At 57.5% G+C, this 26,218-nt stretch carries 24 protein-coding genes, 1 tRNA gene and 1 pseudogene; 10 read left to right on the forward strand and 16 right to left on the reverse strand.

Annotated features, from left to right (window positions below; translation table 11 throughout):
* Positions 1-4 precede the first annotated feature (4 nt).
* The 4 genes from AC2AXP_RS10645 to AC2AXP_RS10660 form a co-directional block, all read right to left on the reverse strand.
* Positions 5-913 carry a TauD/TfdA family dioxygenase gene (locus AC2AXP_RS10645; protein ID WP_484381634.1) on the reverse strand — a complete coding sequence of 303 codons (909 nt, stop codon included), beginning with the start codon at positions 911-913 and terminating at the stop codon, positions 5-7.
* Complete coding sequence (locus AC2AXP_RS10650; protein WP_484381635.1) at positions 910-2,475, reverse strand: AMP-binding protein; 1,566 nt, start codon at positions 2,473-2,475, stop codon at positions 910-912. Before AC2AXP_RS10650 ends, AC2AXP_RS10645 begins: the two co-directional genes overlap by 4 nt.
* The gene (locus AC2AXP_RS10655; RefSeq protein ID WP_484381636.1) at positions 2,472-3,155 is read right to left on the reverse strand and encodes a thermostable hemolysin; all 684 of its coding nucleotides are present in this window, start codon (positions 3,153-3,155) and stop codon (positions 2,472-2,474) included. Before AC2AXP_RS10655 ends, AC2AXP_RS10650 begins: the two co-directional genes overlap by 4 nt.
* Positions 3,156-3,420: 265 nt before the next feature.
* Positions 3,421-4,008, reverse strand: a complete 588-nt coding sequence (locus tag AC2AXP_RS10660; protein ID WP_050763116.1) for a hypothetical protein — start codon at positions 4,006-4,008, stop codon at positions 3,421-3,423.
* A gap of 132 nt (positions 4,009-4,140) precedes the next feature.
* On the opposite strand from AC2AXP_RS10660, the gene AC2AXP_RS10665 reads away from it, so the two are divergent.
* Positions 4,141-5,031 carry a LysR substrate-binding domain-containing protein gene (locus AC2AXP_RS10665; RefSeq protein ID WP_004960966.1) on the forward strand — a complete coding sequence of 297 codons (891 nt, stop codon included), beginning with the start codon at positions 4,141-4,143 and terminating at the stop codon, positions 5,029-5,031.
* Between the two features lie 113 nt (positions 5,032-5,144).
* Here the strand turns inward: AC2AXP_RS10665 and AC2AXP_RS10670 are convergent, their stop codons facing one another.
* From AC2AXP_RS10670 to AC2AXP_RS10690, 5 genes are all read right to left on the reverse strand, one after another.
* Positions 5,145-5,789 (reverse strand): RpiB/LacA/LacB family sugar-phosphate isomerase, encoded by a 645-nt coding sequence (locus AC2AXP_RS10670; protein ID WP_198774016.1) that lies wholly within the window; start codon positions 5,787-5,789, stop codon positions 5,145-5,147.
* 38 nt (positions 5,790-5,827) lie between these two features.
* On the reverse strand, positions 5,828-6,589 hold the full coding sequence (gene kduD, locus AC2AXP_RS10675; RefSeq protein WP_004960959.1) for a 2-dehydro-3-deoxy-D-gluconate 5-dehydrogenase KduD: 762 nt from the start codon (positions 6,587-6,589) through the stop codon (positions 5,828-5,830).
* A gap of 219 nt (positions 6,590-6,808) precedes the next feature.
* A complete protein-coding gene (locus AC2AXP_RS10680; RefSeq protein ID WP_004960953.1) occupies positions 6,809-7,489 on the reverse strand; it encodes an oligogalacturonate-specific porin KdgM family protein in 681 nt (226 codons plus the stop codon).
* Positions 7,490-7,562: 73 nt separating this feature from the next.
* Positions 7,563-9,623 carry a right-handed parallel beta-helix repeat-containing protein gene (locus tag AC2AXP_RS10685; RefSeq protein ID WP_039991915.1) on the reverse strand — a complete coding sequence of 687 codons (2,061 nt, stop codon included), beginning with the start codon at positions 9,621-9,623 and terminating at the stop codon, positions 7,563-7,565.
* A 73-nt stretch (positions 9,624-9,696) separates the two neighbouring features.
* The gene (locus AC2AXP_RS10690; RefSeq protein WP_004960949.1) at positions 9,697-11,265 is read right to left on the reverse strand and encodes an MFS transporter; all 1,569 of its coding nucleotides are present in this window, start codon (positions 11,263-11,265) and stop codon (positions 9,697-9,699) included.
* Positions 11,266-11,571: 306 nt separating this feature from the next.
* Between AC2AXP_RS10690 and AC2AXP_RS10695 the strand changes: the two genes are divergently transcribed.
* Positions 11,572-12,738 (forward strand): oligogalacturonate lyase family protein, encoded by a 1,167-nt coding sequence (locus AC2AXP_RS10695; protein ID WP_088499742.1) that lies wholly within the window; start codon positions 11,572-11,574, stop codon positions 12,736-12,738.
* Positions 12,739-12,771: 33 nt separating this feature from the next.
* Here AC2AXP_RS10695 and AC2AXP_RS10700 read toward each other — a convergent pair whose 3' ends face one another.
* The 3 genes from AC2AXP_RS10700 to AC2AXP_RS10710 form a co-directional block, all read right to left on the reverse strand.
* Positions 12,772-14,187 carry an EmmdR/YeeO family multidrug/toxin efflux MATE transporter gene (locus tag AC2AXP_RS10700; protein WP_004960942.1) on the reverse strand — a complete coding sequence of 472 codons (1,416 nt, stop codon included), beginning with the start codon at positions 14,185-14,187 and terminating at the stop codon, positions 12,772-12,774.
* Between the two features lie 117 nt (positions 14,188-14,304).
* Positions 14,305-15,714: a heavy metal sensor histidine kinase gene (locus tag AC2AXP_RS10705; protein ID WP_484381637.1), complete on the reverse strand. Its 1,410-nt coding sequence runs from the start codon at positions 15,712-15,714 to the stop codon at positions 14,305-14,307.
* The gene (locus AC2AXP_RS10710; RefSeq protein ID WP_039991912.1) at positions 15,711-16,382 is read right to left on the reverse strand and encodes a heavy metal response regulator transcription factor; all 672 of its coding nucleotides are present in this window, start codon (positions 16,380-16,382) and stop codon (positions 15,711-15,713) included. Before AC2AXP_RS10710 ends, AC2AXP_RS10705 begins: the two co-directional genes overlap by 4 nt.
* Before the next feature lie 139 nt (positions 16,383-16,521).
* Between AC2AXP_RS10710 and AC2AXP_RS10715 the strand changes: the two genes are divergently transcribed.
* From AC2AXP_RS10715 to AC2AXP_RS10725, 3 genes are read left to right on the forward strand one after another with little or no spacing between them, the layout of a single operon-like run.
* On the forward strand, positions 16,522-17,145 hold the full coding sequence (locus AC2AXP_RS10715; RefSeq protein WP_198774013.1) for a hypothetical protein: 624 nt from the start codon (positions 16,522-16,524) through the stop codon (positions 17,143-17,145).
* Between the two features lie 14 nt (positions 17,146-17,159).
* Positions 17,160-17,768, forward strand: a complete 609-nt coding sequence (locus AC2AXP_RS10720) for a cytochrome b/b6 domain-containing protein (RefSeq protein ID WP_004960934.1) — start codon at positions 17,160-17,162, stop codon at positions 17,766-17,768.
* Positions 17,758-18,519 (forward strand): molybdopterin-dependent oxidoreductase, encoded by a 762-nt coding sequence (locus AC2AXP_RS10725; RefSeq protein WP_004960933.1) that lies wholly within the window; start codon positions 17,758-17,760, stop codon positions 18,517-18,519. The genes AC2AXP_RS10720 and AC2AXP_RS10725 overlap by 11 nt, the downstream gene beginning before the upstream one ends.
* Before the next feature lie 13 nt (positions 18,520-18,532).
* Here the strand turns inward: AC2AXP_RS10725 and AC2AXP_RS10730 are convergent, their stop codons facing one another.
* Positions 18,533-19,399, reverse strand: a complete 867-nt coding sequence (locus AC2AXP_RS10730; protein WP_004960931.1) for an aldo/keto reductase family oxidoreductase — start codon at positions 19,397-19,399, stop codon at positions 18,533-18,535.
* A 105-nt stretch (positions 19,400-19,504) separates the two neighbouring features.
* Between AC2AXP_RS10730 and AC2AXP_RS10735 the strand changes: the two genes are divergently transcribed.
* On the forward strand, positions 19,505-20,437 hold the full coding sequence (locus AC2AXP_RS10735) for a LysR family transcriptional regulator (RefSeq protein ID WP_484381638.1): 933 nt from the start codon (positions 19,505-19,507) through the stop codon (positions 20,435-20,437).
* A 104-nt stretch (positions 20,438-20,541) separates the two neighbouring features.
* Positions 20,542-22,002 carry an AMP nucleosidase gene (locus AC2AXP_RS10740; protein ID WP_004960927.1) on the forward strand — a complete coding sequence of 487 codons (1,461 nt, stop codon included), beginning with the start codon at positions 20,542-20,544 and terminating at the stop codon, positions 22,000-22,002.
* Between the two features lie 46 nt (positions 22,003-22,048).
* Here AC2AXP_RS10740 and AC2AXP_RS10745 read toward each other — a convergent pair whose 3' ends face one another.
* Entirely contained in the window at positions 22,049-23,236 is a 1,188-nt protein-coding gene (locus tag AC2AXP_RS10745; RefSeq protein WP_004960924.1) for a sugar transporter, read from the reverse strand.
* A 322-nt stretch (positions 23,237-23,558) separates the two neighbouring features.
* On the opposite strand from AC2AXP_RS10745, the gene AC2AXP_RS10750 reads away from it, so the two are divergent.
* The 3 genes from AC2AXP_RS10750 to AC2AXP_RS10760 all read left to right on the forward strand — a co-directional run bounded on the left by AC2AXP_RS10750 (position 23,559) and on the right by AC2AXP_RS10760 (position 25,740).
* Positions 23,559-23,634, forward strand: a tRNA-Asn gene (locus AC2AXP_RS10750).
* Between the two features lie 287 nt (positions 23,635-23,921).
* Positions 23,922-24,545, forward strand: coding sequence for a DsbA family protein (locus AC2AXP_RS10755; protein WP_484381647.1), 624 nt, complete (start codon positions 23,922-23,924; stop codon positions 24,543-24,545).
* Positions 24,546-24,759: 214 nt separating this feature from the next.
* Complete coding sequence (locus AC2AXP_RS10760; protein ID WP_484381639.1) at positions 24,760-25,740, forward strand: NAD(P)H-dependent flavin oxidoreductase; 981 nt, start codon at positions 24,760-24,762, stop codon at positions 25,738-25,740.
* A gap of 196 nt (positions 25,741-25,936) precedes the next feature.
* On the opposite strand, the pseudogene AC2AXP_RS10765 reads toward AC2AXP_RS10760, so the two are convergent.
* Both AC2AXP_RS10765 and AC2AXP_RS10770 read right to left on the reverse strand, forming a co-directional pair.
* Positions 25,937-26,086 (reverse strand): annotated as a pseudogene (locus tag AC2AXP_RS10765) (DinB family protein); the annotation flags it as partial.
* Between the two features lie 35 nt (positions 26,087-26,121).
* Positions 26,122-26,218, reverse strand: a 97-nt coding sequence (locus AC2AXP_RS10770) for an IS3 family transposase (protein ID WP_071890408.1), incomplete at its 5' end; no start/stop codon positions are given.

Raw genomic sequence — 26,218 nt, forward strand, 5'->3', positions numbered from 1 at the left:
TCCGTTAGGCAAGGTAAGAGAGCGCGTTGTAAATGGTGCGGGCTTTATCTTCGATCCGCCGGCGACCGTGCATCACCCGGCTGTTGTCGATCAGCACGATGTCGCCGTGCTGCCAGCCGACATCGTCGGTAAAGCGATCGCAAACCGTGTCCGCTTCCGCCAACAGATCCCGCGGGATCTCGCTGCCGTCGGCGAAGGTGATCTGCGGCTTTTCATAGTTATTGGACGGCCCGAAGATGCTGTTGGCGAAGTTGTTCACTTCGCGCAGATTGATGCGGCTGGCGCGGATTGCCGGCGTCTGGAAGCGATAGCGGATCGCCCCATCGGCATCCAGAGTAATCTGGGTGCCCGCAGCCCCCTCGGTCAGCGCCAGCAGATGGGCCAGAGTGGTTTCCTCGAGGCTGGCCGGGGCATTGGCCTGCGTCGCCAAGGCATGAAAGGCATAGGTTTTCCATTTGCTTTCCTCCACCCGCCGCGAATAGGCGATGTCCTGTGCGGCGAACGCCGCCCGCGCGTCGGCGCTCAGATGCTGATACACCAGCTTGCCGTCACACACCGTGGTCTGAGAACCTTGCGCCGGTGCCAGCTGGCAATAGAACCAGCAAAGATCCGGCCAGAACGGGCTGTTGCCGTTTTCACAGTGCAACCCCACCTTGTCGTAACCGGCGTCAACCTTTTGCGCGGTATCGCCGTCAAAGCTGCGGGCCGGATCGAGACTGATGCGCCCGCTAGTTTGACGAACCAGACGGGAAAACTCGCCGATGCCATGCTGGAATCCTCGCAGCACGGCATAGCCATGGTCATGCAGCGTAGACAGCAGGTATGCCGGCGTCAGATCGGTGACCTTCCCCTCGTTCAGCGAGGTGACAATCAGACCGCTATGGTCGGTATGGGTAGTTTCACGAATAGTCATGCGGTGGCAGCCTCATATTGAGCCAGGAAGGTGGCGACGGCGTTGCGACGCGGACGCCCGGTAACGGTAAACAGCTGCGCCATAACCTCGGCGCCGTGGGGGATCAACAGCGGTTCGGCAATGCGCTCAATGTCATTGAGATGTTCATGGGCGAATGCCGCGATGGCCTGGCGGATCGCCGGTGCCTGCGCCAAACTCGCCACCACGAAAATACCGCCAAGGAACTGCTGCCGGTCGCCATACACGATGACCTGCAATACGCCCGGCACCCGGCGGTAGGCGGATTCCAGCCATTCGGGCGAAATGTTGCGGCCGTTGGCGGTAATGATGATGGTTTTTTTGCGACCGATGATGGTGACGTACCCGTCGGCATCCTGCTGCGCCAGATCGCCGGTGTGTAACCAACCCTGCTCATCTACCGCGCAGCTGCTGGGATCTTCGTTTGAATAGCCGGCAAACAGCGAGCTACTGCGCAAACAGAGTTCGCCGTCGTCGGCAATCCTCACCTCCACGTGCGCCAGCGGTTTCCCTACCGTACCAATACGGTTGGCATCGCGAGAATTCCAGGTGGCCACCGAGCTGTTTTCACTCAGGCCATAGCCCTGATAGACCGGGATGCCCAGCGTATCCAGCGTCAGCAGCACTTCGCGGGTTACCGGCGCACCGCCGGCGGCCAGCAGCGGTACCGTGTCACGGCCAAACAGCGCCGTCGGCAAACTGGCAACCTCAGCATGCGCCAATGCGCGCTCGGCCAGAGCTTCCACCAGCGCCGGGGTCAGCGTCAGCGCCGACGGACAAGCCTGACGGACGATCTCCAGCCGTTCCGCCGCGGTAACGCCGGGGCTGCCCAGCGGTGGCATATCGCCTGGCGGCATCACCACCGCGCCGCCGGAGGTCAGCGGCATATACAGCGCCGTCACCTGTTCAATCAGCAAACTGAGCGGCACCAGATTCAGATAGCGCCGGTAGTCGTCACCACGGGCACGCTGCCACAATGCCGACACCAGCGCATCCAGGCCGTGCCGGCGGATCTGCACGCCCTTTGGCTGCGAGGTGGTGCCCGAGGTGTGGATCACTTTGATGATGGCGTCACTATCGGCGCAGACCACGGTCGGCGGCAGCGGCAAGTCCGGCGACGCACCGAGCTGCTGCGCAACCGCCACGATGTCACCGGCCAGCTGCAAACCGCCCTCCTGCCACTGGGCAAGGCGTTGCGCACCGATAGCATCCGTCAGCACCAGTTCACAATTGCCGAGCAGCCATCTGGCCTGCTCGGCAGAGAATGCCAACGGCACCGGCACTTCAATCCGTTCGGCCAGCAACAACGCCATATCGGCCAGTACCCACTCTGGGGTGTTGCCCATTACCATGCCGATCTGCGCGCCCTGCCCGCTACGTTGCCGTAGGCTGGCCGCCAGACGGTGCGCCTGGTGCATCAACGAGCCGTAGCTATACAGCGTTTGCTCCCGGTAGCCGCCGTCATCGGCGTTGTGCAACTGGATCACCGCAGGCGCGTGAGGGGTGTTTTCCGCCTGAGCGAGAATGGCAGCAAGGATATTCATGCCGCCACCTGTGCCGTCGTCAGCGCAAAGCGCGCCAGATTTTCAAACTCGGAAAACACCAGTCGGCCGCAGAAATGATTGAACAGATGGCCGCACTGTTCCAGCAGGATAATGCCGGTTTGCGGCGCCTGATCGTAGTAACTCCCCCAGGCGCTACGCTCCTGCACCGAGAGACGGTCGGCAGAGGCGTCTGCCAGCCTGGCAAACGGAATCTGGTGGTAGGCCAGCAACTTGCGCAGGCGGCGCGTCGAGGTGCACAAAATCGCCTTACTGCCCATAAACCAGGCAATGATCGGCATCAGGCGAATCAGATCGGCGGCGGCGGCGGGATTATCCGAAGCCAGCGCGCCGATCTCCAGCACCTGATGCTGCGCCAGCACGTGGCCGGTCTGCTGCCATACCGCCTGCTCCAGCGGTAAATCAAGATAACGTTCAGAAAACAGACGTTGGCCGGGCGTGGCGAAGGATATGCCGGTGCAGGCAACCAATTGTTCGCTGACCTTGTCCTTGCTGGCGATGATGATGTCGGGATTGGGTTGGATGGTGGCTTGATAGTTGTTGTGATAAATATTGGCAATATATTGCCGGGCCTGTTCCGCCGTATCATCACAGCGACGGATGATATCTAACTGCGTCGAAAATACATCAATATGCTGTTGTTTGTGCAGAAAGCTACTCATTTCACGGTTGCCTCGGAGTCGGGTGTTATCCGCGTGAAATGTTAAATGATGGTTATGTGTCGAGGAATGTTTTGTAAAGACAAGCAACCGAACGAAACGGACAAATTCCGCTTTTTATGTGAATCAGCCCGCATTGTTTGGATAGAAATCCAGAAATAATTTGACAGCATACCAACCTGTAACTTTTCCCCGATACGGCTGAAGGCGCTGCTCCGCCACAGCCGCGTCGACATCCGGGTTGGGGAACCACAGCCGACGCTACAGGTTACTTTCCCACCACCAACTCACTTTCCACATCGCGTTGGGTAATGCGCACCAGCAATGCGCCGAACAACGCCAGATCGATCAATAGCGCGAAAGAGAAACAGCGCCCTTCCAGACCGCCGACGGCCTGTTTGATCGCCAACACCAGCACGCAGGACAGCAGTGCGAGCAGGCCATATACCAGCAACCGTACCTGCCCAGACCGAGAGCGCACGCTGCCCTGGTGCAGCGCCGCGCCGACCATGCCTTGCCCCACGCCGCTGATCGCCACTGCCGGCAGTAGCGCCAGCCAATCACGCTGGGCATGCAGCGCCAGCACAACGAGCAACAGGCCGGCGGCGGCGATCAGGAAACCGTGCATAATACCCGCCAATTGTCCGGCATGGCGCCAGCGGGCGGTGCCGATACCGACGGCAGCGGCCAGCATCAAGGTTAACAACGACGCCAGGCCGTACAGCAGCCCACGGCTGCCATACAGCGTCACCAGCAACAGCGCTTCGGCCGCCAAACCGCTATAAAAGATGCCGCCGGCAATCAACCGGGGTTGCTGCGTTGCCTGGCAACGTGCGGATTGAGAAGATAAACGCATAATGACTCCTGCGATGCAATCGAGATAAGATGAAATAAACTAACTTGCTCTGTTCGGATGTCTTTAGGGTATCTTTGGTACAATCAGTAAATCAAAGTCATTGATTTCATCCATAGATGAGAAAAACTCAGCATGAGAAAACCACGTTTACCGCCGCTGGGGGCGCTACGCGCGTTTCACGCCGTTGCCGACTGTCTGAGCTTCAAACGGGCAGCCGACCAGCTCGGCGTGAGCGCCACCGCCGTTAGCCATCAGATACGGCTGTTGGAAACCTCGCTGGCGTGCCGGGTGTGCGAGCGCAGCGCCCAGGGCGTCAGCCTGACCGCAGCGGGTAAGACCTTGTACACCGGCACACAGCGCGCCTTTGCCGCGCTGGAAGAAGCCACCGCACAAATTGCCCATGCCAATCAGCCGCCGGCGCTCACCGTTACCACCACCTCAAATTTCCTCACCCACTGGCTGGTACCGCGTCTGGCTGATTTCAAGGCGCAGTTTCCGCAGATTGATCTGCGCCTGCACACCAGCGTTGAACGTGTAGATTTGACCCAGCACACGGTGGACGCCGCCATTCGCTACCGTGAAACGCCAGAGGCCGACTTGCCCTGCACGCTGCTGCATGAAGACCGCTTTATTCTGGTCGCCAGCCCGACGCTGGGTATCAGGCAGCTCGACGATCTGCGCTCGGTGACGCTGTTTCACGTCGAGCAGCGCCATGTTCCCGCCGATGCGCCAGACTGGTCACATTGGCAACGGCTCTACGGGCCGCCGGATCTGAATATTAACGCCGGGCTGCGCTTTAGCGATGAAACCCACGCGCTACAGGCGGCGGTGGCCGGGCAAGGGGTGGTGATCGCCAGCCAGCTGTTGGCACAGGATCAGCTGCAACGCGGCGTACTGGTCGCGCCGTTTGCATGCTCGCTACCCGGCGCGCGCTATTACTGGGTCACCGGCGAGGATCGCGCCGAACGGGAGGATGTGGTTGCGTTGCGGGAGTGGCTGTTGCGACAAATGGCGTCAGCATAACCGGCCTGGCAGCATCCGCTAACCGCCACCGGAGGTAAAACCGGCGGCCGGTTCAACTCTTAGCCAAAAAAAACCGCCCAGTAGCAACTGAGCGGGCTTTTGCAGGTGGTTCATCAGGCTATTTGCAGCAAATCCTTGACGAAAGCCACGATCTCGGGCTTTTTGCCGTGCTCGAACAGGCAACGCTGGAAGCGCTCGCCACCCACCGCCGTCTTGACCAGTTCAGGATCGATGGCGCGCAGCGTAGCAAGATAGTCGTCTTTCATCACCGCGCGTTTTACCTGATTCAGAATACCGGCGTTACGCACCTGTGGCTCTTTACGCTCGACCGGATACCCTTCGCCCTTGCGGCCGGTGAAGGCTTTTTCAAAGATATAACGCACGTTGAGCTCCGCGCCCCAGCCAAAGCCTTTGGCAAACGGCAGCGACAGCGCATTGCCGTTGTTGATCTGGGCAAACAGAAAGGCGTCAGCCGGATCGATGCAGTAACCGCACACCACGCCGGGGTGGATATTCAACGACATCAAGGCCCCCTGCCCGGTGCCACAGCCGGTGACGACAAAGTCCACCGCTTCGGCATTCAACAGAATGCTGGCCATAATGCCCAGATGAATGTAGGTCAAATGGTGATCCTGTTCGTCACTCATGCCCACGTTGAACACCGCATCCTGATTGTCAGCGGCAACGGCCTGCAGTTGTTCCAGCACCAGCGCATTTTTGCCGGCCTGGCTGTTTTCCATCATCAGCGCAATATTCATGGTTTCCTCTCTCTAAAATCGATGGGTGTCATGCAGGGTTAACGGGCTAACCAGCCGCCATCCACTGCCAGGGTAAAACCGTTGATGTAATCGGAAGCGGGTGATGCCAAGAACACCACCGGCCCCATCAAATCTTGCGGCAGCCCCCAGCGCCCCGCTGGAATACGCTCCAGGATCGCTGCGCTGCGCGCTTCGTCGTCACGCAGCTGTTGCGTGTTGTTGGTGGCCATATAGCCCGGCGCCAGCGCGTTGACGTTGATGCCGTGGCTGGCCCATTCGTTGGCCAGCAGACGCGTTACCCCCATCACCGCACTTTTTGACGCGGTATAGGAAGGCACGCGAATGCCGCCCTGATAAGACAGCATAGACGCAATATTGATGATTTTGCCGCCGCGCCCCTGAGCAATAAACTGGCGTGCTACCGCCTGCGACAGGAAGAACACCGTTTTGATGTTCAGGTTCATCACCTCATCCCAGTCTTTTTCGCTGAATTCCAGCGCATCCTGACGGCGGATGATGCCGGCATTGTTGACCAGAATATCGATATGGCCGAACTCGGCCAGCGCACGCTCCAACAACGCAGGCAGCACCTCCAGTGAACCAAGATCGGCCTGCAGGCTGAGAAAACGGCGGCCCAGCTCGGTCACTTTGGCGATGGTTTCCTGCGGCTCAACCAGGTTGATACCGACGATATCGCAGCCCGCCTGCGCCAGCCCGATCGCCATGCCCTGTCCCAGACCGGTATCACACCCGGTCACGATCGCCACCTTACCCTGCAATGCAAAATTATCGAGAATCATACTGTTTCCTTTGTGCTCAAGGCGCCTGCGCCTGTGTCGAAGAGGGATGCGCGGCTCACCACCCGTACTGCCGCCGTTGCTACCCACGGCGACGCGCTCAACGCCGCCGAACCGTGATGATGAAGAAAGTCTATCGTTTATGCTGACGCTGATCAACAAAATCAAAACATAGTTTTATTTTAAATAAAACCAAAGACCATATAACGATGACCATCGTGATTAAAAACTGTATTGCACTCCGACCCGCAGTCGGGTTTGCCGCTCATCGCTGGTCTTGCTGACGCTGACGTTGCCCACCTCGGCATACGGCGCCCAATGTGCGTCATAGCTCCACTGCGTTTTAAAATTGTATTCATAATCCCATTTCTTATTGTCAAAGCGGATCTGGTCGCTGTGTTTGTAAATATAGTTATATTCAAAACGCCAGTTCTGATAACGGTAACCAAGCCAAAACTCGCCGCGATTGGTTTTAACATCGTTTTTGTCCGCTTCATTCTCGCGGGTATATTCATAGCGATAGCGTCCATTGAGATAAATACCGTTATCAAAGGTATAACCGCTGGTGAAATACGGTTTGTAAATACTCTTGTCGTCAGTTGATTCCAAGGTAAAACCGGGTTGAATAAACCATTGCGGATTCAGCTTGTATTGGTAACTGATGGTGCTTTCCGTGCCGTTGCTGACCATATTGTTGAATGCTTTGTTGCTGTTGTCGCCGCCGGATTTCCATTTTGCCTCCAGCGAAAACCCGACGCCGTTGGCGAAGCGATGGGACACCAGCGCGCGGTCTTTGTGCGCCTTACTGTCGTCAAACCATTCATGCCGCACATCGAGGGTAACTGCCGAAGCCTGAACTGAAGCCAGCAGCAGGCCGCAGATCAATAAAGTCTGTTTTTTCATTACTGGATCCCCAAAGATATTGAAATAATATTTTTTAAATAAACAGCGCCAATCAACTTACTGAAGCTGACAATTATTTAATCTCTGCCAGCATAAAGCGATTGTCATCGGCAATATTACCGTTCAGCACATCCGGGTATTTCCCCGGTTTACTGCGTAACGAAACGTTACCCTTGAATATGCCCTGCCTGTCTGGCGTACTATAGGGGCCGGGGCGGAAAATATAGTTAAAACGCCGATTATCGATGGCGACATTATTATTGAGCCGTAACTGGCCTGGATTAAAGTTATCGCTAAAGCCGTCCATGCCATTTTCCATCGCCAGACTGTTGCTGACCTGATGAGCCACTGGTAAACCTTCGCCGCCCAGCTTGAAGCCGTTATTGGTATTGCGCAGCGCAATGCTGTTTTCGATGGTTACCCGGCCATTGGGGCCATCCTCGATCTTGTTAAACAGATCGAAACCATCGTCGATGTTATCGTGAGCAAAGCAGGCCACCAGGCGATTCCCTTCGCCAACCCGCATTTTTACCGCAAAACCATCGGCGTTGATCATGCCGGGATCCTGGTTGGCATAGGACTGTGAATTCGAAATCAGATTATGGCTGGCCCATAAGGCGCGGCCAATGCCTTCAGGCGAGGCGATCCAGATGCCGCTATCGTCGGCGTGATGCACCACCACCCGATCAATGTGGTTATGGCTGCCGGCAATATTGAAACTCTTGCCGGTCACGCTAATCCCCTGTATGTCCCAGTAGCTGGCCTGCAAATTGATGCCGTGGAAGACCGCATGGTGCCCCAGCGGCCGCAATTTCTTGGCCTGTTGAGGCGTACCGCTGGCGGTCGCCGGTATGGTGATCTGCGGATAATCGCCATCTGCCAGCCATAAAACACCGCCGGGAGCCAGCGCCAGCGCCGCGCTGGCGAAGTCCAGCGGCTTTTGCCGACTGCCGTCGTTGCTGGCGCTGCCATGCGGTGAAACATACAGGTTGACCGCATCGGCATAAGTCTTTTTATCCACCACCAGGCTATCGCTGACGTTGTGACCGCTGCGCGTGACAAAATGGTAGTTCAACCGCGTGGACATCGACGTTAACGCCAGGCGCAGAGACAGCATCTCCCCGGCTTGCAATCCGTGTTGGGTCGCTACCAGTTTGCCGTCCTGACTGAGTGTTAGTACCCCGTCTTCATTACTGCGCATCTGGAACAGGTAGTCGTCACCGGCGCTCACCGGCGCGGAGGCAATTTCGATACGCGTCGGTATGCGTGCCGCCACCCACGGTTTGGCCGGTGCCGGCCGTGCGTCGCTGAGCGTCAATCGGGCCTGATGCACCGTAATACGCGCATTGCGAGCGGCAAAAAAGCCCACGTAGTAGCCTTGTGCATCCTGCACCGTAACACGTTGTGCATCGTCGACCGTCTGGCTAACCCAATTGTCGCTACCATATGGCGCATAGGCGGCGACAAAGCCGTCATTGGTGCGCTGCAACCGTAGCCGCAGCCGCGGCGTTTTGGCCAGGTCGATCGCCGGTTGGTAACCCTGACGGCGGATTTTCACACCGGCGTTGCCCCAGGACTGGGTGACGCCATGACGATCAATCAGCATCATTTGCACCCGCTTATTATCGGTTTTGTCCTGCGTGATGATGGCGTTCATCACCATGTTGGAGGCCGCCGGGAACTCTTCATAACCCGGTTGCACTCGCGTCAGTCGCGGCTTACCGATAATATCGCGCATCAATAGGCCTGCCCCCTCCTGTCCGGCCGGCAATGCGCCCGTTTCCGGACCGAACTGATCGACGGTAATGTCCGCCTCGAGCAATGCGTTACTCTGAGCCGGCACATAGGTGTAGTAATAGGTCAACCCATCGTGGCTGTTACCTATCTTGCCACCACGACTTTCGATGCTGAACGGCATTCGCAGCACACCGGCGGCGAATGGATGCCCGTGAGCATCGGTTACCTGATTAGTGCCGACTTTTTTCGGCAGTACGTTAGTGGCGAAATTGACGTCGCTAGACTGACCAAAGGTGATTGCCTGCCAGACCACCTCCTTTGCCGCCGCTGACGTGACAACGGCGCTCTGGCCGAGCAGGACCGCCGTCAGGCAGAACCTGCGAAACACGCTATTCATCGTACTTTCCTTTAGGCGATAGCCGTCCTCCCCCAAAGGGGCGAGGACGTTTCAGATCGGGTTTAACGAAGGATCAGCTCTGGGAGGCCGCTGCCGGATTGGCCACGCTGGCTTCAGGAATGATGTTCATTTTCTGACAGATTTTGCTGTTACCCCAGCATTGTTCATACGGCAGACCAACCAGCTTTTCGATCACCGCCCGCGCTTCTGGAGTAATATCAGCCAATTGACCGCCGGCTTTGATGCGTGCGACTTCGTCCAGCACCACGCGGTGGGTTTGGCGGTTAAGCGTCATTTGGCTGCTGAATAGAATCGCCACCAGCGCCAGGATCACCACGCCGGCAAAGAATACCCAGGAGATCGCCACGATCGCCGTCTCCGGCTGAGTATGCGATTTGGACTGGAAGCCGTAATAACTGAGGATCGCCCCCATGGTAAACACGATGATAGAACGCACAATCTTGCCGGAAAAGGTCATCGCGCCGGCGTAAATCCCCTCGCGACGGCGACCGGTAAACACTTCGTCCACGTCGGCCAGGAAGGTATACACCGTCCACGGGATGTAATACACCCCGCCGGTGCCGAGACCGAACAGCACGGTAATCCCTATAATCGCTATAGTGGCGATATGCGTTGGCAGATCGAAGAAATGCAGCAATGAATAGCAGCCTACGGAAAATATCACGATACCGAGCGCCCAGCTGTAGGGTTTGCTGAAGCCTTTTTTCACGCATAGGCCAATAAATACCGCAGTGGAAAACAGCTGCAGCATGGCGTTCAGGCTGTTCAACCCCGCCAGAATAGCCGGATCGTACTGCAGGACGAAAATCACGTAATAGGTGAAGACCGAGGCGAATAGCCATTCGGCGCCAAAGCCGAACAGATACATGCCCAGATGCTTGCGGAATACGCGCAGGTAAAAGGTCGACTGCATGTCACGCGCCAGCGAAACCAGCGTTTTCATCAGCGAACGTTTGGCCGGTGCCACGGCGAGGCCGTCGTCCTTACGCTCCCAGGAATAGCGATACAACATGCCAACGGCAATAAATAGAATCAGGCCATAGGTGATGCCGGTATACAGAAACGGTTGAGCCGACTCTTTGCCATACAACAGAATGAATTGCCCCGGAATAAAGGCCGCCAGGAAGTTGGCCATCTTGCCGAAAATCGCCTTGTAACCGGTCAGTTTGGAGCGTACGGCAAAATCGTCGGTCATTTCGGTGGCCAGGGTTTCGTAAGGCACCATCACCGAGGTGTAGATCAATTCAAAAATGACGTAGGTCGACAGGTAATACCAAAAGCCGAAGCCCTCCACCCATAGCAGCGGGTAGAACAGCATCAGCGGCGCGCCGATCAACACAAAGAATCGCCGCCGGCCGAAGCGCTTGCCAAGCCAGGTATGGCCGAAGTTATCGGTCAGATACCCCATGACCGGGTTGCTTATCGCGTCGATGACGCTGGCCACGGAAAAGATGAACGACGCCTCAAGCAGCGTCAAGCCACAGAAGGTAGTATAAAAATACAATAACCAGGCACCGCTGATCGCCAGCGCCCCGCTGCCAAGCAAATTTCCGCCGCCGTAAGCCAACTGATGCCCCAACGTCACCGACCTGCCCAGAGGTTGCACACCTTTCGTTATCATCAGACTGTTCTCTTTGTATAATTGAACCGGTGTTTCATTTTTATAGGTAGACCGTTTTATACTGACAAGCAACAGGGATTGATGTGATGAATATCACGTAAGGGAATCTGAACAATTTTTTAAATTAATTTTGCGACCTAGGTAACGGTAAACGGTAATTATGAGAACCACATCGCATAAATTAGCCGGCCCGATTGGCGCATTGATTAATTTGGGTATGATTCCAAATCAAAATGAAACATTGTTTCAATTTTATAGATTTCACCCAATGCCGGGCGCGACGCCGGCAGCACCAAGGAGGCCATTGTGGCGAAAGGTTCTGTCATCAATCTAGATTTTCACTCGTTTACCGATCCTGGCACCGGCGCGCGCGTTACGCGCCTCACCCCGCCGGAGGTGCTATGCCATCGCAATTACTTCTATCAAAAGTGCTTTACCCAGGATGGCCGCCAACTGCTGTTCGCGGCTGAATTTGACGGCCATCGCAACTATTACCTGCTGGACCGGCAGCAACGGCAGGCGGTGCAGCTGACAGAAGGCGCCGGTGACAATACCTTTGGCGGCTTTTTATCGCCGGATGACCGCTTTTTGTATTACGTTAAAAACGAACGGGAGCTGCGGCGGGTGACGCTGAGCACGCAGGAGGAAAGCACCGTGTACCGCGTACCGGAGGAATGGGTCGGTTACGGCACCTGGGTGGCTAACAGCGAATGCACCAGCCTGGTGGGCATAGAAATCGATCGCCGCGACTGGATGCCGCTGACCGACTGGCAGGTGTTCCATACCTTCTTTACTAAAAAACCACGTTGTCGCCTGCTGCGCGTCGATCTTCACAGCGGCAAAGCCACGGTTATCCACCAAGCCGCCACCTGGCTCGGGCATCCAATTTACCGTCCCAATGACGATAGCTGCGTGGCGTTCTGCCATGAAGGGCCGCACGATCGGGTCGACGCCCGCATGTGGTTGATTAATGAAGACGGCAGCCAACTGCGCAAAGTGAAAACCCATGCCGAAGGTGAAAGCTGCACGCACGAATTCTGGGTACCGGACGGCTCGGCGCTGATGTACGTTTCCTATATGAAAGGCCGCCAGCAGCGTCATATTTGCCGCTTTGACCCGCAAAGCGGCAGCGATGAAGTGCTGATGGAAATGCCGGCCTGCTCACACCTGATGAGCAACCATGACGGCAGTCTGCTGGTCGGTGATGGTTCTGGTACCCCGGTCGATGTACAGGATGCGCAGGGCTATAGCATTCAAAACGATCCGTGGCTGTACGTGTTCGATGCCAAACGTCGCCGTCAGGCGCGGCTGGCGGCGCATAACAGTTCGTGGCGCGTGCTGGACGGCGATCGTCAGGTTACCCATCCGCATCCGTCCTTTACACCCGATGACCGCCAGGTGCTGTTTACCTCGGACGTAGAAGGAAAGCCGGCACTGTACCTGGCCGAGCTGCCGGAACAGCTGTTCGACTGAGCAGGCCGGCACCGCCCGCCGGCGGTTGCAGCATCAACCGCCCTGGCGGGCTTTATGACGCGGATATTTTTGCAACCAGCGCCCGCTGATCATCCGCCAGTAGAAGAAAGCGCCACGCACCGCCCAATCCAGGAACATCCCCAGCCAGACGCCGACTACGCCCATTCCCAGCACGATACCGAGGGTGTAGCCGGCCACCACGCGACAACCCCACATGCCGAGCATGGAAACCCACATGGCAAAACGGGCATCGCGCGCTCCTTTCAGGCCGGCCGGTAACACCCACGAAGCGGACCAGATCGGCATAAACAGCGCGTTCAGCCACACCAGCGTCTTGACCACCTCTTTTACATCGTCCTGCTGGGTATAAAACGAGGCAAACAGCCCGGCAAACGGCGCGCTGCCCCAGGCGACCAGCGTCATGAAAATGGTCGATAGCCAGAAAATAAAGCGCAGCTGCCGCTCCGCCTGCCCCACCTGCCCCCTGCCCAGGCGCTTGCCGACGATAATGGTCGACGCCGAGCCCAGCGCGTTGCCCGGCAGGTTAATCAGCGAGGCGATAGAGAAGGCGATAAAGTTACCGGCGATCACGTTGGTGCCCATACCGGCAACAAACATTTGCGTCAGCAGTTTCCCGCCGTTAAACAGCACCGACTCGATGCTGGCAGGAATGCCAATCCCCAGCACTTCCCAAAGGATATTCAGCTTCAGCGGCGTCAGGTAACTGCGCAGCGTAATATGCAGCGCCGGCGTAAAGCCGATCATCAACACGTACAGAATCGCCAGCGCGCCGATGTAACGGGTAATGGTCAGCCCCAATCCGGCGCCAATGAACCCCAGCCCATCCCAGCCCGGAATGCCGTAAATCAGCGCGCTGCTGATAATGATGTTGAGAATGTTCATGCCACCGTTAATCAACAGCGGCAGCTTGGTATTACCCGCGCCGCGCAACGCGCCGCTGCCGATCAGCGCAATCGCCGCCGCCGGGTAACTCCACACCGTGGTTTGCAGGTAGGACAGCGCCAGCGCTTTCACCTCCGGCGTGGCCGCACCGGCGATCACGTCAATGATCTGTTCTCCGGCCAAATGGATGCCAATAGCCAGCACAAACGCCACCAGGGTCATCAGCACCAATGACTGCCGTGCAGCGGCGCGCGCCCGTTGGTGATCCAGTTTGCCCAGGCTGAAGGCCACCACCACCGTGGTACCCAGATCGACCGCGGCGAAGAAAGCGATAATCACCATGTTGAAGCTGTCCGCCAGCCCCACCCCGGCCATCGCTTCCTTGCCGAGCCAACTTACCAGGAAGGTGCTCAGCACCCCCATCAGCAATACGCAAGCATTTTCCAGCAAAATCGGCACCGCCAATGGCGTAATCTCACGCCAAAACAGCACTCGATAGCTGGTTCTTTTGCCATACCAACGCGTACCGGTTACGCGCTGCCGCATGTCATCAAGTAAGTTCAAAATTAGCCCACAGCAAAAAACGAAACCTTGTTTTAAAGGATGTTTGATAAGTGCAGATCATGCAAAGTTTTTTATGCCGCCGGGGCAGGTCGACGGCGTTTAGCGCGGGAAGATCAGGCTGAAGACAATCTGCGCGGCAGGGGGGGCGGGGTAACACGCCGCCTGAGCTTCACCGCCGTGCAGCGTCATGATGGCGCGCACGATCGACAGCCCCAATCCGCTGGCCTGGCTGCTGCGCGCGGCATCGGCGCGATAAAAGCGATCGAACAGCTTTTCCAGATGCTCGGCGGCAATCGGCGGCCCCTGGTTGATCACCCGCACCGCCAACGCCCCAGCTTGCATTTCGGCGCGCAGCACGATTTGACTATGTCGATCGCCGTAACGCACCGCATTGGCCACCAGATTGCTCAGCGCCCGCTGGAACAGCATCGCGTCGGCCTGCACCTGCCCCGTGCCGTCACACACCAGCGTCATGCCGCGCTCCTCCGCCAGCCCTTCGAAATAATCGGCGACCCGGTGCAGTTCCCGCGCCACGTCCAGTTGGCGGTAGTTGAGCACCGATTGCGCTTCGCTGGCACGCGCCAGAAACAGGATGTTTTCCACCATCCGCGAGATGCGCTCCAGCTCTTCCATATTGGTCGACAGCAGGGTTTCGTACTCGTCGCTACTGCGCGGCTGGTACAACGCCACCTGACACTGGCCCATCAACGCGCCGATTGGGGTGCGGATTTCATGCGCCAGATCGGCAGAAAACTGTGTCAGACGCTGATAACCCGCGTTCAGCCGGTCAAGCATGGCATTGAAAGAGCGGATCAGCTGTTGCAGTTCCTGTGGCGCGCCCTGCTCACTGAGCCGGGTCGACAACGTCTGTGGCGAAATCGCCGCCGCCTGGGTTGCCATACGCCACAACGGCCGCAGTTCGCGACGCATCACCCAGTAACCCAACAGGGCAATCGACAGAAATGCGGCGACCACCGCCGCGACAATACGCCACAGGTAACGTGCCAGCATCTTCTGTTCATTGGCCATAACGTGGGCGGCGGTTATTTGCAACAGCGCGCCGTCTTCCAGCTTCACCAGCGCTGAAACCACCCGCAGCGGCACTCGCTGCGGGGTTTCGCCGGCCTGTACCGCGCTGCGCGACTGCGGCTGTCCGGGCGGCGTGGGGGTTAACGCCGGCAAATTCAGCCTGGCCGGATTGACGTTGATTAACGCTTTTTGCCCCTGTAGCCGGAAGATCAGCACGTCCTGTTCGTTGCCCAGCATGTTCTCGAACAGTCCGGTATTGGCGGTCAGCCGTTCAAGCGGAAAACGTTGGCTGAGCAAATGCCGGAAATATTCGACCCGACCGATGATCTGCACGTCGCTGCGGTACACCATTTCCTGACGCATCGCGCCGTACAGATAACTGCCCGCAGCGCTGACCACCAACGCCGCCGCCAGGGCAAACAGCATCGCGCTGCGCAACGTCAGCGACAGTGAGCGCCAGCGCGCCGCCAGCCGGCTCATGCGCGTGGCTCGCACACGTAGCCGATACCGCGCACGGTATGGATAAGTTTGACCGCAAACGGCCGATCGATTTTGGCGCGCAGCCGTTTGATTGCCACGTCCACCACGTTGGTATCGCTGTCAAAGTTCATGTCCCACACCTGCGAGGCAATCATGGTGCGAGACAGCACCTCGCCCTCGCGCCGCACCAGCAGGTGCAGCAGCATAAATTCCTTGTTGGTCAGCGTAATGGTTTGTTCCTGCCGCACCACTTTACGGCGCAGCACATCAATGTGCAGATCGGCAATCGCATAATGATCGGCTTCGCGCACCGTACCGCGACGTAGCAAGGTGCGCAGGCGCAGCACCAGTTCGGTAAAGGAAAACGGTTTGATCAGATAGTCATCGGCCCCCAGCTCCAGGCCGTGAATGCGGTCTTGCACCCCGTCGCGCGCGGTGAGAAACAGGATCGGCACGTCGCTTTTCTTGCGCAGCACCTCGATAATCTGCCAGCCGTCCAGCCCTGGCAGCATCACGTCGAGCACGATGGCATCATAGCCGTGCTCCAGCGCCCGGAACAGCCCATCGGTGCCGTTACGCGCCAGATCGACGCGGTAGCCAGCCTCTTCCAGCCCTTTTTTCAGATAATCTCCGGTGCTGGTATCGTCTTCAACCACCAGTATTCGCATGCTCATTACCTCATTACACCCACGGGAATACTAGCAGCTTCGGCTGACAAACTTGATGACATTAATGTCATCAAATCGACATGGTGCTGTCCCTATTGCTCGACCATGCTTAACCGGCAACCTACTACAGGAGAAATTTATGCTTACTCGTCACCGTATTGCCGGTTTACTGCTGTCCAGCCTGATGATGTGCAGCGGCATCGCCGCCGCGTCAACGCCAGGCAAAGCCATCGCGCCACTGCGCGGCACCATCGATCAGGTGAGTGACACCCAGTTGCAGCTCACCGATCGTAAAGGCAGCAAGATCGAGGTCAAACTCAACGATAAAACCCAGGTATTCAGCGTTGCGAAAGGCACCGCAGAGGATATCAAGCCCGACAGCTTTATCGGCACCGCCGCGGTACCCCAGGCCGACGGCACGCTGAAGGCGCTGGAAGTGCATGTCTTCGCCGCCAGCCTGCGCGGCACCGGTGAAGGCCATTCGCCGTGGGAATCGGCCGACGGCAAGGTAGATACCATGACCAACGGTACGGTGGGCAAACTGGTTAATGCCAATGGCCGCACCCTGACGGTGAATTACGGCAACCAGCAAAAAACCGTGATCGTACCGGACGACGTGCCGATTGTGACGCTCGATCCGGGCGATCGCAGTCTGCTGAAGCCAGGGGCGCACATCGTGCTGTTTTCCGCTACCGACGCCAAGGGTGAACGCGTGGCAACGCGCATTTCCGCCGGTAAAGACGGCACCGTGCCGCCAATGTAACTCGGGAGCCGACGATGAAAACCAACGCGCCGCGGCCGGCGCACCGCTGGCCGATCAGGATAACCCACTGGGTCAATCTGTTCGCCATGGTGTGCATGTTCATGAGCGGCTGGGAAATCTACAACGCCTCGCCGCTGTTCGACTTCCGCTTTCCGCCGCAGATCACGTTGGGTGGCTGGCTGGGCGGCGCGATTGGCTGGCATCTGGCCGTGATGTGGCTGCTGGCGCTCAACGGGCTGTGCTATCTGCTGTGGAGCCTGTTCAGCGGCCATTTTCGCCACGATCTGCTGCCGCTGCGCATTGCCACGCTGCGGCAGGATCTCTGGCAGGCGCTGACGCTACGTTTGCAACACCGACACGGCCATTACAACAGCATTCAGAAGCTGATGTATCTGGGCGTGCTGCTGCTCGGCCTGCTGCTGGTGCTTTCCGGTCTGGCCATCTGGAAACCGGTGCAGTTGTCCTGGCTGGTGGCGCTGTTCGGTGGATTCGATATTGCGCGCTACCTGCACTTTTTCGCCATGGCGGCGATTGGGCTATTTGTGGTGATTCACCTGCTGATGGTGATCCTGGTGCCGCGCACGCTGTGGGCAATGCTAACTGGAGGTCAACGTGAAGAATAAAACCCCGCGCGCGCCAACGCTGGAGCCGGATCAGAAAAAACGCCTGGTGGATCTGCAACGTCGCCTGCTGCTGCGTTCCGGTCTGACGCTGGGCGGAGTGGCGATGTTGACCGGTTGCAATATGCAGGACGGCGATCGGGTGGATAAAGTGCTGTGGGCAATGTCGCGCTGGAACGATCGGGTGCAGAGCTGGCTGTTCAGCCGGCAGCGGTTGGCGCAAACCTATCGCCCGGATCAGATAACCCAGCCGTTCCCGTTCAACGCCTATTATCCGCAATACAACGTGCCAGAGGTGGATCTCGACAGCTTTCAACTGGAGGTGTCCGGCAAGGTGGCGAAAAAGGCGCCGTGGACCCTGGCGCAGCTACAGCGTTTGCCGCAGCACAGCCAGATCACCCGTCTGATCTGCATCGAAGGCTGGAGCGCCATCGGCCAATGGAGCGGCGTGCCGCTGAGCAGTTTTCTGCAACAGGTGGGGGCCGATCTCAACGCGCGCTACGTTGGTTTCAAGTGCGCCGACCGCTACTATTCCAGCATCGACATGGCCACCGCGCTGCATCCACAGACCATTCTGGCGCTGGATTTCGCCGGCAAGGCGCTGCCGGCGGAATACGGTTACCCGCTGCGGCTGCGGGTGCCGACCAAGCTGGGCTTCAAGAACGCCAAACACATTGCCGCCATTGTGGTCAGCGACACCAACCCCGGCGGCTACTGGGAGGATCAGGGCTATAACTGGTTCAGCGGCATCTAGCCTGCCCGGCCCGTCAGGCGCCGATAGCGTTCAGCATGCTCATTGTCTCATCCGACAGAGACAGCTGCGCGACCGCCAGGTTTTCGTGCAAATGGCCGAGCGAAGATGTCCCCGGGATCAACAGGATATTCGGCGCACGCTGTAGCAGCCAGGCCAGCGCCAGCTGCATCGGCGTCACTGCCAACTGCTGCGCCAGCTCAGACAGCGTCGAGGATTGCAGCGGGCTGAAGCCGCCCAGCGGAAAGAACGGTACATAGGCGATGCCGTCGCGGGCCAAATCATCGATCAGCGCATCATCACCGCGGCAGGCCAGATTATACTGATTCTGCACGCAGACGATCGGGCAAATCCGCCGCCCTTCTGCCACCTGACGGGGTGTCACATTGCTTAAACCGATATGGCGTACCAGCCCCTGCTGCTGCAACTGCGCCAGTACGCTGAGCGGCTGTTCGATCGATCCTTCCGCCGGGCCGTGCGCGTCAAACATGATACGCAGATTGACCACCTCAAGCTGTTCCAGCCCCAGATTACGCAGGTTATCGTGCACCGCCTGTGTCAACGCCTCGGCAGAAAAAGCCGGCAACCAGGCGGCATCGTCGCCACGGCGCGCACCGATTTTGCTGACAATGGTCAGATCGTCGGGGTAAGGCGCCAACGCTTCGCGGATCAGCTGGTTGGTAATATGCGGGCCGTAAAAATCACTGGTATCAATATGATTAACCCCCTGCTCAACGGCGCTGCGCAACACCGCCAGCGCCGCAGCACGATCGCGCGGTGGGCCAAATACTCCCGGACCGGCCAGCTGCATCGCGCCGTATCCCAGGCGGTGCACGCGGCGATCCCCCAGGGTGTAACTGCCTGACTTTTCGATCTGAGACATGTTGTCGCTCCTTTTTGTATTCGCTGCTGACAAGATAGTCCCTTTTCGACCGCACGATAATCCGGCACAATCCGCATGGGCTGTGCAAAATGGCGAACAATCATCATGAAGAGCGATCTGAACGATTTAAGGGCGTTTGTCGCGGTAGCGCGCGCCGGTGGATTCCGTGAAGGTGCCAAGAGCAGCGGCACCAGCGCCTCCGGGCTGAGCGAAGCGGTACGCCGGCTGGAAGCGCAGCTTGGTGTCCGGCTGCTGAACCGCACCACGCGCAGCGTAATGCCCACCGAAGCCGGCCGTGACTTGCTTGAGCGGCTGACGCCCGCCTTGAACGAGGTCGCCGCGGCACTCGATTCGGTCAACCACTTTCGCGACAAGCCGGCCGGCACCCTCAAACTGAACGTGCCGGTCAGCGTCGCCCGTCTGGTGCTACCCGCGCTGGTGTCACCGTTTCTTGCGGCCTATCCCGATATTCAGTTGGAAATCGTCACCGAAGAGAGCTTCGTTGACATTCTGGCGGCAGGCTGTGATGCCGGGATCCGGTATGATGAACGGCTGGAGCAGGACATGATCGCGGTGCCGATCGGCCCGCGCAGCCAACGTTTTGCCGCCGCCGCCTCCAGCGCCTACCTCAATCGGCACGGCCGGCCGCAACACCCGGATGAATTACTCAACCATGCCTGCATACGCGGGCGTTTCCCCAGCGGCACGCTGGCCACCTGGGAGTTCGCCCAGGCCGAGCAGCGGGTGCGAGTAGATGTCGACGGACCGCTGATCGTGCGTCTCGGCGGGGCAGCGGATCTGGCTATCGATGCCGCGCTGGCCGGCACCGGGGTAGTCATGCTGTTTGAAGAGTGGCTGCGACCGTATTTGTCACGCGGCGAGCTTGAACCGGTGCTGGAGCCCTGGTGGCCAGCGTTTTCCGGCCCGTATCTCTATTATCCCGGCCACCGCCTGGTTCCCGCGCCGCTCAAGGCCTTTATCAGCTATGTCAAAACCGTTGCCGCTCACCCAGCGACGCCACAGGCGCCTGCCGGCTGAACGCAAAGAAGCGCCTGACCCTCGGCATACAGTTGTAACATATTGAGAATATGCTACTTTTCTAACAGAGTCTCAGCCAGAAACTACCAGCGACAAGGGGCATTATGACGAACAGCGAAACAGGCACCAGACTGACGGCCTCCGAGGCACTGGATCAACTGGAAACCATGTACGACGACGCGGTAAATGCGCTACGCACGGCGATTGGCGCCTATATTGAACACGGCAGGTTGCCTGACGTCAAAGCGCGCGCGGAAGGGTTGTTTGTCTATCCGCAACTGCGGGTCAGTTGGGATGGCACTGCCCCCAGCGAGAAAAAAACCCGCGCCTATGGGCGCTTTACCCATCCGGGCTGCTACACCACCTCCGTAACCCGACCGCAGCTGTTCCGCCATTATCTGGCCGATCAGCTGTCTCTGCTGCAGGGCGAATACGGCGCCAATATCGAGGTGGTGCCGTCAACGCTCGAGATCCCCTACCCGTATGTGATTGACGGCTCCAGCCTGTCGCTGGATCGTTCCATGAGCGCCGGGTTGGCGCAGCATTTTCCCACCACCGAACTGTCGCAAATTGGCGATGAAACCGCCGATGGTTTATTCCACGCCACCGATACCTTCCCGTTGTCGCACTTTGATGCGCTGCGCGTCGACTTTTCGCTGGCGCGTCTGCGCCATTACACCGGCACGCCGGTAGAAGACTTCCAGCCGTTTGTGCTGTTTACCAATTATACCCGCTACGTTGACGAGTTCGTCAGCTGGGCCTGCCGACAAATCGCCGATCCCGACAGCCCGTATCAGGCGCTGTCCTGTGCCGGTGGCACCTATATCACCGCAGAAACCTCGGCGCCCGAGCAGGCCGTATCCGACCTGGCGTGGAAAAACCACCAGATGCCGGCCTACCATTTGATCGGCGCCAACGGTCAGGGCATTACGCTGGTCAACATCGGCGTCGGGCCGTCGAACGCCAAAACCATCTGCGACCATCTGGCGGTGCTGCGACCGAATGCCTGGCTGATGATCGGCCACTGCGGCGGCCTGCGCGAGAGCCAGTCAATTGGTGATTACGTGCTGGCGCACGCCTACCTGCGTGACGATCACGTGCTGGATGCGGTGTTGCCGCCGGATATCCCAATCCCGAGCATCGCCGAAGTGCAGCGTGCGCTGTACGACGCGACCAAAATGGTCAGTGGTATGCCGGGGGAAGAGGTCAAACAGCGGTTGCGTACCGGCACCGTGGTCACCACCGACGATCGCAACTGGGAGCTGCGCTATTCGGCGTCGGCGCTGCGATTTAACCTCAGCCGGGCGGTGGCGGTGGATATGGAAAGCGCCACCATCGCCGCACAGGGTTACCGCTTCCGCGTGCCGTACGGGACGTTGTTGTGCGTATCGGACAAACCGCTGCACGGTGAGATCAAGCTGCCAGGACAGGCGAACCGTTTTTATGAGGGGGCGATTTCAGAGCATCTGCAAATCGGTATTCGCGCGATTGACCTGCTGCGCGCCGAAGGCGAGCGCCTGCATTCACGCAAACTGCGTACCTTCAACGAACCACCGTTCCGTTAAGTCACAACGCGGCCGGGGGCCAGACGCCCTCGGCCGCAGCGCCCGATTACGCGCGGTGATGTTGCAGCCGTTCGCTGCGGTAGAAGTTCAGCACGCACCAACCCAGGGCGATCAGCGCCAGCGGTGCACCAACCAGACCGATATTCGGCATGCCGAGGTGCAAACTGACCTGATTGCCCAGCAGCGCCCCGCCGCCGATCCCCAGATTGTACAATCCCGAGAAGATCGCCATCGCCACATCGGTCGCATCCGGCGCCAGGCTGAGCACTTTGGCCTGCATCGACAGGCCAATCGCCATGATCGCCATGCCCCAGAAGGCGCAAAGCAGCGTGAGGTTGAGCTGACTGCCCGCCGCCGGCAACAGCAACAGCAGGCACAGCGTCAACAGGCCAATCGCGCCGATAAACAGAGCCGACGGGTAACGCTCGCTATAACGGCTGAACAGCATGCTGCCGATAATACCGCTCGCACCGAACAGCAGCAGCATCAAGGTGGTGAAGTTGCCGCTCAGGCCGGCCACGTTCTGAATGAAAGGCTCGATGTAGCTGTAAGCGGTGAAATGCGCCGTCACCACGATAATGGTCAGCATATACAGGCTGACCAGCGCCGGGCGCTTGAACAGCATCGGTACGCTGGCCAGTGAGCCGGAATGCTCACTTTTCAGCTCCGGCAGCAGCCGCCACAGCATCACCAGCGCCAAGGTGGCCGCCACCGCGATGCCAATAAAGGTCATACGCCAACCGAGCAACTGCCCGACCACCCGGCCCAGCGGCAGCCCCAGCACCATCGCCAGGGCGGTGCCGCCAGCCAGCATGCTTAATGCCTGGGCTTTTTTACCCGCCGGCGCCACGCGAATCGCCAGAGAGGCGGTAATTGCCCAAAACACCGAGTGCGCCAAGGCTACGCCGGCACGTGAAATCACCAGCGTGGTGAAATCCCAGGCCACGGCGGTCAACACGTGGCTGGCGATAAACAGAATAAATACGCCAATCAGTAACTTGCGACGCTCAATCTTGCTGGTCAGCAGCATGCAGATCAACGACGCCGTGGCCACTATCCAGGCGTAAATGGTAATAATCAGTCCCACCTGTTCGGTTTGCATGGCGAAGCTTTGGGCAATGTCACTGAGCAAACCGACCGGAATAAATTCGGTGGTATTAAAGATAAATGCGGAAACGGCAAGCACGACGACGCGCAGCCAGGCTGTGCGGCGGGAAGCAGCAATCTCTTCCATGGTAAATGGGTCCAGAACAGGTGGGAAGCAATGGAGATATTTTATCCAACTGCGTTATGAAATGCGATATGCGTCACACTTTTTATTATGATTATTTTTTCTTGCTGGTGAGCTAAACATACCTGCCACCAGCGCTATGCCGTAGGTCACGCCGACGCGCCCCCCGATACGACGCCTCCTACGCCATTTTGCCTGCCAATCACACCAGCAATGGCGAAAAACCCGTCATACTGTACATTGCATCAGCAAACGCACTTTTTTGCCTAATCTCGGCTTTGACAAACCCCCTCACCCTCGCTAACATGCGCCCCGTTCAAACGATTCCTCTGTAGTTCAGTCGGTAGAACGGCGGACTGTTAATCCGTATGTCACTGGTTCGAGTCCAGTCAGAGGAGCCATATTTAGAGAAGCCCGCTTAAGGAAACTTAAGCGGGCTTTTTGCTTTTGATGCTCCGATGCCTTTGGCGCTTATCCCGATGTTTCTCTGGCTGACGCCCGGCAGCAACGTGATGACTTCCGTAAGCTATTGGTGCAGAACGTACTACCCACTCTCAGGGAAAATCCTTTGGCACGCGTTCCGGGTGGGTATGATTTCGTCGTTCCTGAAGACCTGAAGGTGAGCAAGCAATATGCCCTTGAAAAATAAAGGCTGAAGCTGGCAGAGATATACAAAAGCGAAGAAAGCATTACCGGCATGCCTGTAAACATGACGGATTTGCAGCTCTTTACGACGGAATACACCTCGTCTATCCCGCTCAATCTGGCCTATAAGGCGGCTCAGTTAGCGGATCGCAATAAAGCCGATCACTTTTTATATAACCTGCGCTTTGCCACCCTGGTTGAATGCAGGCCGACAACGCGTCTGAAAGAAATACTGGCGGTAGTGGCTGACACCGGCATCAGCGTCAACGAATTCCTTAAGCACTATGAAGGCGGCAGCGCGCAGGCGTCACTGACTGATGACTTCAGCCTGCGGCAGTCGCTGGGTGTGAGAGGGCTGCCTGCTTATCTTTTGGAATATGAAGATATACGAGCGCTGGTTAACGGCGTGATTGGGTACGAACAATGTCGTTCCACGATCATAAAGTTGACCGACGGGGAAGTCTCTGAAATGCAGCCGGAAATATCAACAGATAGCGTCCGGAGATTAATTAACCTGTATCCGTTAATCTCGCCGGTTGAGATTAAAGAAGCGTTTTCCCTGCGGGGCATCTCTGCGGTTAAGGCGTTGATCCAACCCTTACTGGATGCAGACAAAATTTTTATCAAAGAGGTTTACCACGGGGGGGTTATTCGGAAGCATCAATAAGCCACCAGGGCATTCAGCCTCTTTACTATTTTCAGTGATGCGAACAATGCGCGCGATCATTAAAATCCTCATTATTACTAACTTAGTAATTCTGTTTTAAAGATCAGGTTCTTTTTCGTAACAATAATGAAGCTAGGATCTTCTCCAGAGCAATTTACCTATCACAGCCGCCGAAACCGGCAGGCTGAACAACGTTTCTGAAGGAGATCGCGTCATGAAAAACAACCGTATCTGCCAAATTCTGGGCATCGAAAAGCCCGTTATTCAGGGGCCATTATCGTGGCTCACCGATGCACGACTGGTTGCCGCCGTAAGTAACGCTGGTGGCCTGGGCGTACTCGGTCCAAACGCGGGCTTAACGGCGGAAACCGCTGTATCAACACCGGAAGAAACAGCCGAAAAGATGCGTGAAGAAATCCGTAAAACTAAACGGCTGACGGAAAAACCATTCGGGGTAAACCTTATCCCAACTCCGGGGAATGATATCTGGACGCCGCCTATCCTGCAGGTAATCAAGGAAGAAGGCGTCAGGGCCGTAGTTTATACCGGTTACGGCGAGGGTGCCGTCATTCCTGACCTCTTCAGAGACTTAAAAGAGGCAGGCATTTCAATCATCTACCGCGATATTAATCCGACGCCTGAAAACACCCGTCTCGCGGAAGAAGCCGGTGCAGATATTGTCGTTGCAACCGGTTTTGACGAGGGTGGCACGTTACCCGGAACCGCGCTAGGAACCTTTTCGATCGTGCCATTGATTGCTGATGCCGTGAAGAACATTCCTGTGATGGCCGCAGGCGGTATTACCGACAACCGCACCGCCCGTGCAGCCCATGCGCTGGGCGCAGAAGGTGTATTTGCCGGATCGGTGTTTATTGGCACGGAAGAAAGCCGCGTGCCACAGTCGGTGAAAGATAAAATCATTGAGGCCAACGGCCTGGATTTGCTGCTTTTCCGTACCCTGCCTGATTACTACCGCTCACTCCCAGGTAAACTGGCCGAAAAGCTCGTGTCGATGGATAAAGCTGGCGCAAGCAATGAAGAGCTGGGTAATGCAATGGGCGGTTTACGGGGTCTGCGTATCAGCATGCTCGAAGGCAATACAGATGAAGGCTATATCGCGCTTGGCACGGGGATCGGAAACATCCGCCGCGTCAAAAGCGTCGCTGAGGTCGTGAACGAGCTGACTATTGCCTGAGGACAGTATCAGCCGCCAAAGATAACGTTCCGGTAACCAGGTTAACAATGTCCGCTTCTCGCACTAAGCCGATCACAAAATGTCAAACAAGGTCCGCTGTGAGCAAAAAACGGACATTACTGAACAATCATTTACGTACTGATGTTTTGTTAAAAGGGTCAATAGCTTTTTAAATTTGCATAGCCCTGTCAGCCATCTACTTGTGGTTATGGTCTCTTAGAAAAACGGTCAGTACGTCTTTGGGCGGGGTTACACCACTTTCTGAAAGTAGCCAACCTACAGCACCGCGATGATATGTCCCGTGAAACAGCACATGATTGAGCATATCGGCCGCCTTCATCTCACCATGTCTGATCCTACCCACGTAATGTGGACACGGCCCTAAGCGAGGTTTTGGTTTTCAAACTGTTCCGGGCTAAGACCGCCACAGGCACTGTGACGACGCCAGCGATTGTAATCGCACTCGATATAATTAAAC

The sequence above is a fragment of the Serratia sp. Sp408 genome, from assembly GCF_057180665.1.

Excerpts from the sequence above, each read along its gene's own strand:
- AC2AXP_RS10645 (WP_484381634.1), bottom strand. The coding sequence starts at position 913 with ATGACTATTCGTGAAACTACCCATACCGACCATAGCGGTCTGATTGTC.
- AC2AXP_RS10650 (WP_484381635.1), bottom strand. The coding sequence starts at position 2,475 with ATGAATATCCTTGCTGCCATTCTCGCTCAGGCGGAAAACACCCCTCAC.
- AC2AXP_RS10655 (WP_484381636.1), bottom strand. The coding sequence starts at position 3,155 with ATGAGTAGCTTTCTGCACAAACAACAGCATATTGATGTATTTTCGACG.
- AC2AXP_RS10660 (WP_050763116.1), bottom strand. The coding sequence starts at position 4,008 with ATGCGTTTATCTTCTCAATCCGCACGTTGCCAGGCAACGCAGCAACCC.
- AC2AXP_RS10665 (WP_004960966.1), top strand. The coding sequence starts at position 4,141 with ATGAGAAAACCACGTTTACCGCCGCTGGGGGCGCTACGCGCGTTTCAC.
- AC2AXP_RS10670 (WP_198774016.1), bottom strand. The coding sequence starts at position 5,789 with ATGAATATTGCGCTGATGATGGAAAACAGCCAGGCCGGCAAAAATGCG.
- kduD (WP_004960959.1), bottom strand. The coding sequence starts at position 6,589 with ATGATTCTCGATAATTTTGCATTGCAGGGTAAGGTGGCGATCGTGACC.
- AC2AXP_RS10680 (WP_004960953.1), bottom strand. The coding sequence starts at position 7,489 with ATGAAAAAACAGACTTTATTGATCTGCGGCCTGCTGCTGGCTTCAGTT.
- AC2AXP_RS10685 (WP_039991915.1), bottom strand. The coding sequence starts at position 9,623 with ATGAATAGCGTGTTTCGCAGGTTCTGCCTGACGGCGGTCCTGCTCGGC.
- AC2AXP_RS10690 (WP_004960949.1), bottom strand. The coding sequence starts at position 11,265 with ATGATAACGAAAGGTGTGCAACCTCTGGGCAGGTCGGTGACGTTGGGG.
- AC2AXP_RS10700 (WP_004960942.1), bottom strand. The coding sequence starts at position 14,187 with ATGCGGCAGCGCGTAACCGGTACGCGTTGGTATGGCAAAAGAACCAGC.
- AC2AXP_RS10705 (WP_484381637.1), bottom strand. The coding sequence starts at position 15,714 with ATGAGCCGGCTGGCGGCGCGCTGGCGCTCACTGTCGCTGACGTTGCGC.
- AC2AXP_RS10710 (WP_039991912.1), bottom strand. The coding sequence starts at position 16,382 with ATGCGAATACTGGTGGTTGAAGACGATACCAGCACCGGAGATTATCTG.
- AC2AXP_RS10715 (WP_198774013.1), top strand. The coding sequence starts at position 16,522 with ATGCTTACTCGTCACCGTATTGCCGGTTTACTGCTGTCCAGCCTGATG.
- AC2AXP_RS10720 (WP_004960934.1), top strand. The coding sequence starts at position 17,160 with ATGAAAACCAACGCGCCGCGGCCGGCGCACCGCTGGCCGATCAGGATA.
- AC2AXP_RS10730 (WP_004960931.1), bottom strand. The coding sequence starts at position 19,399 with ATGTCTCAGATCGAAAAGTCAGGCAGTTACACCCTGGGGGATCGCCGC.
- AC2AXP_RS10735 (WP_484381638.1), top strand. The coding sequence starts at position 19,505 with ATGAAGAGCGATCTGAACGATTTAAGGGCGTTTGTCGCGGTAGCGCGC.
- AC2AXP_RS10740 (WP_004960927.1), top strand. The coding sequence starts at position 20,542 with ATGACGAACAGCGAAACAGGCACCAGACTGACGGCCTCCGAGGCACTG.
- AC2AXP_RS10745 (WP_004960924.1), bottom strand. The coding sequence starts at position 23,236 with ATGGAAGAGATTGCTGCTTCCCGCCGCACAGCCTGGCTGCGCGTCGTC.
- AC2AXP_RS10760 (WP_484381639.1), top strand. The coding sequence starts at position 24,760 with ATGAAAAACAACCGTATCTGCCAAATTCTGGGCATCGAAAAGCCCGTT.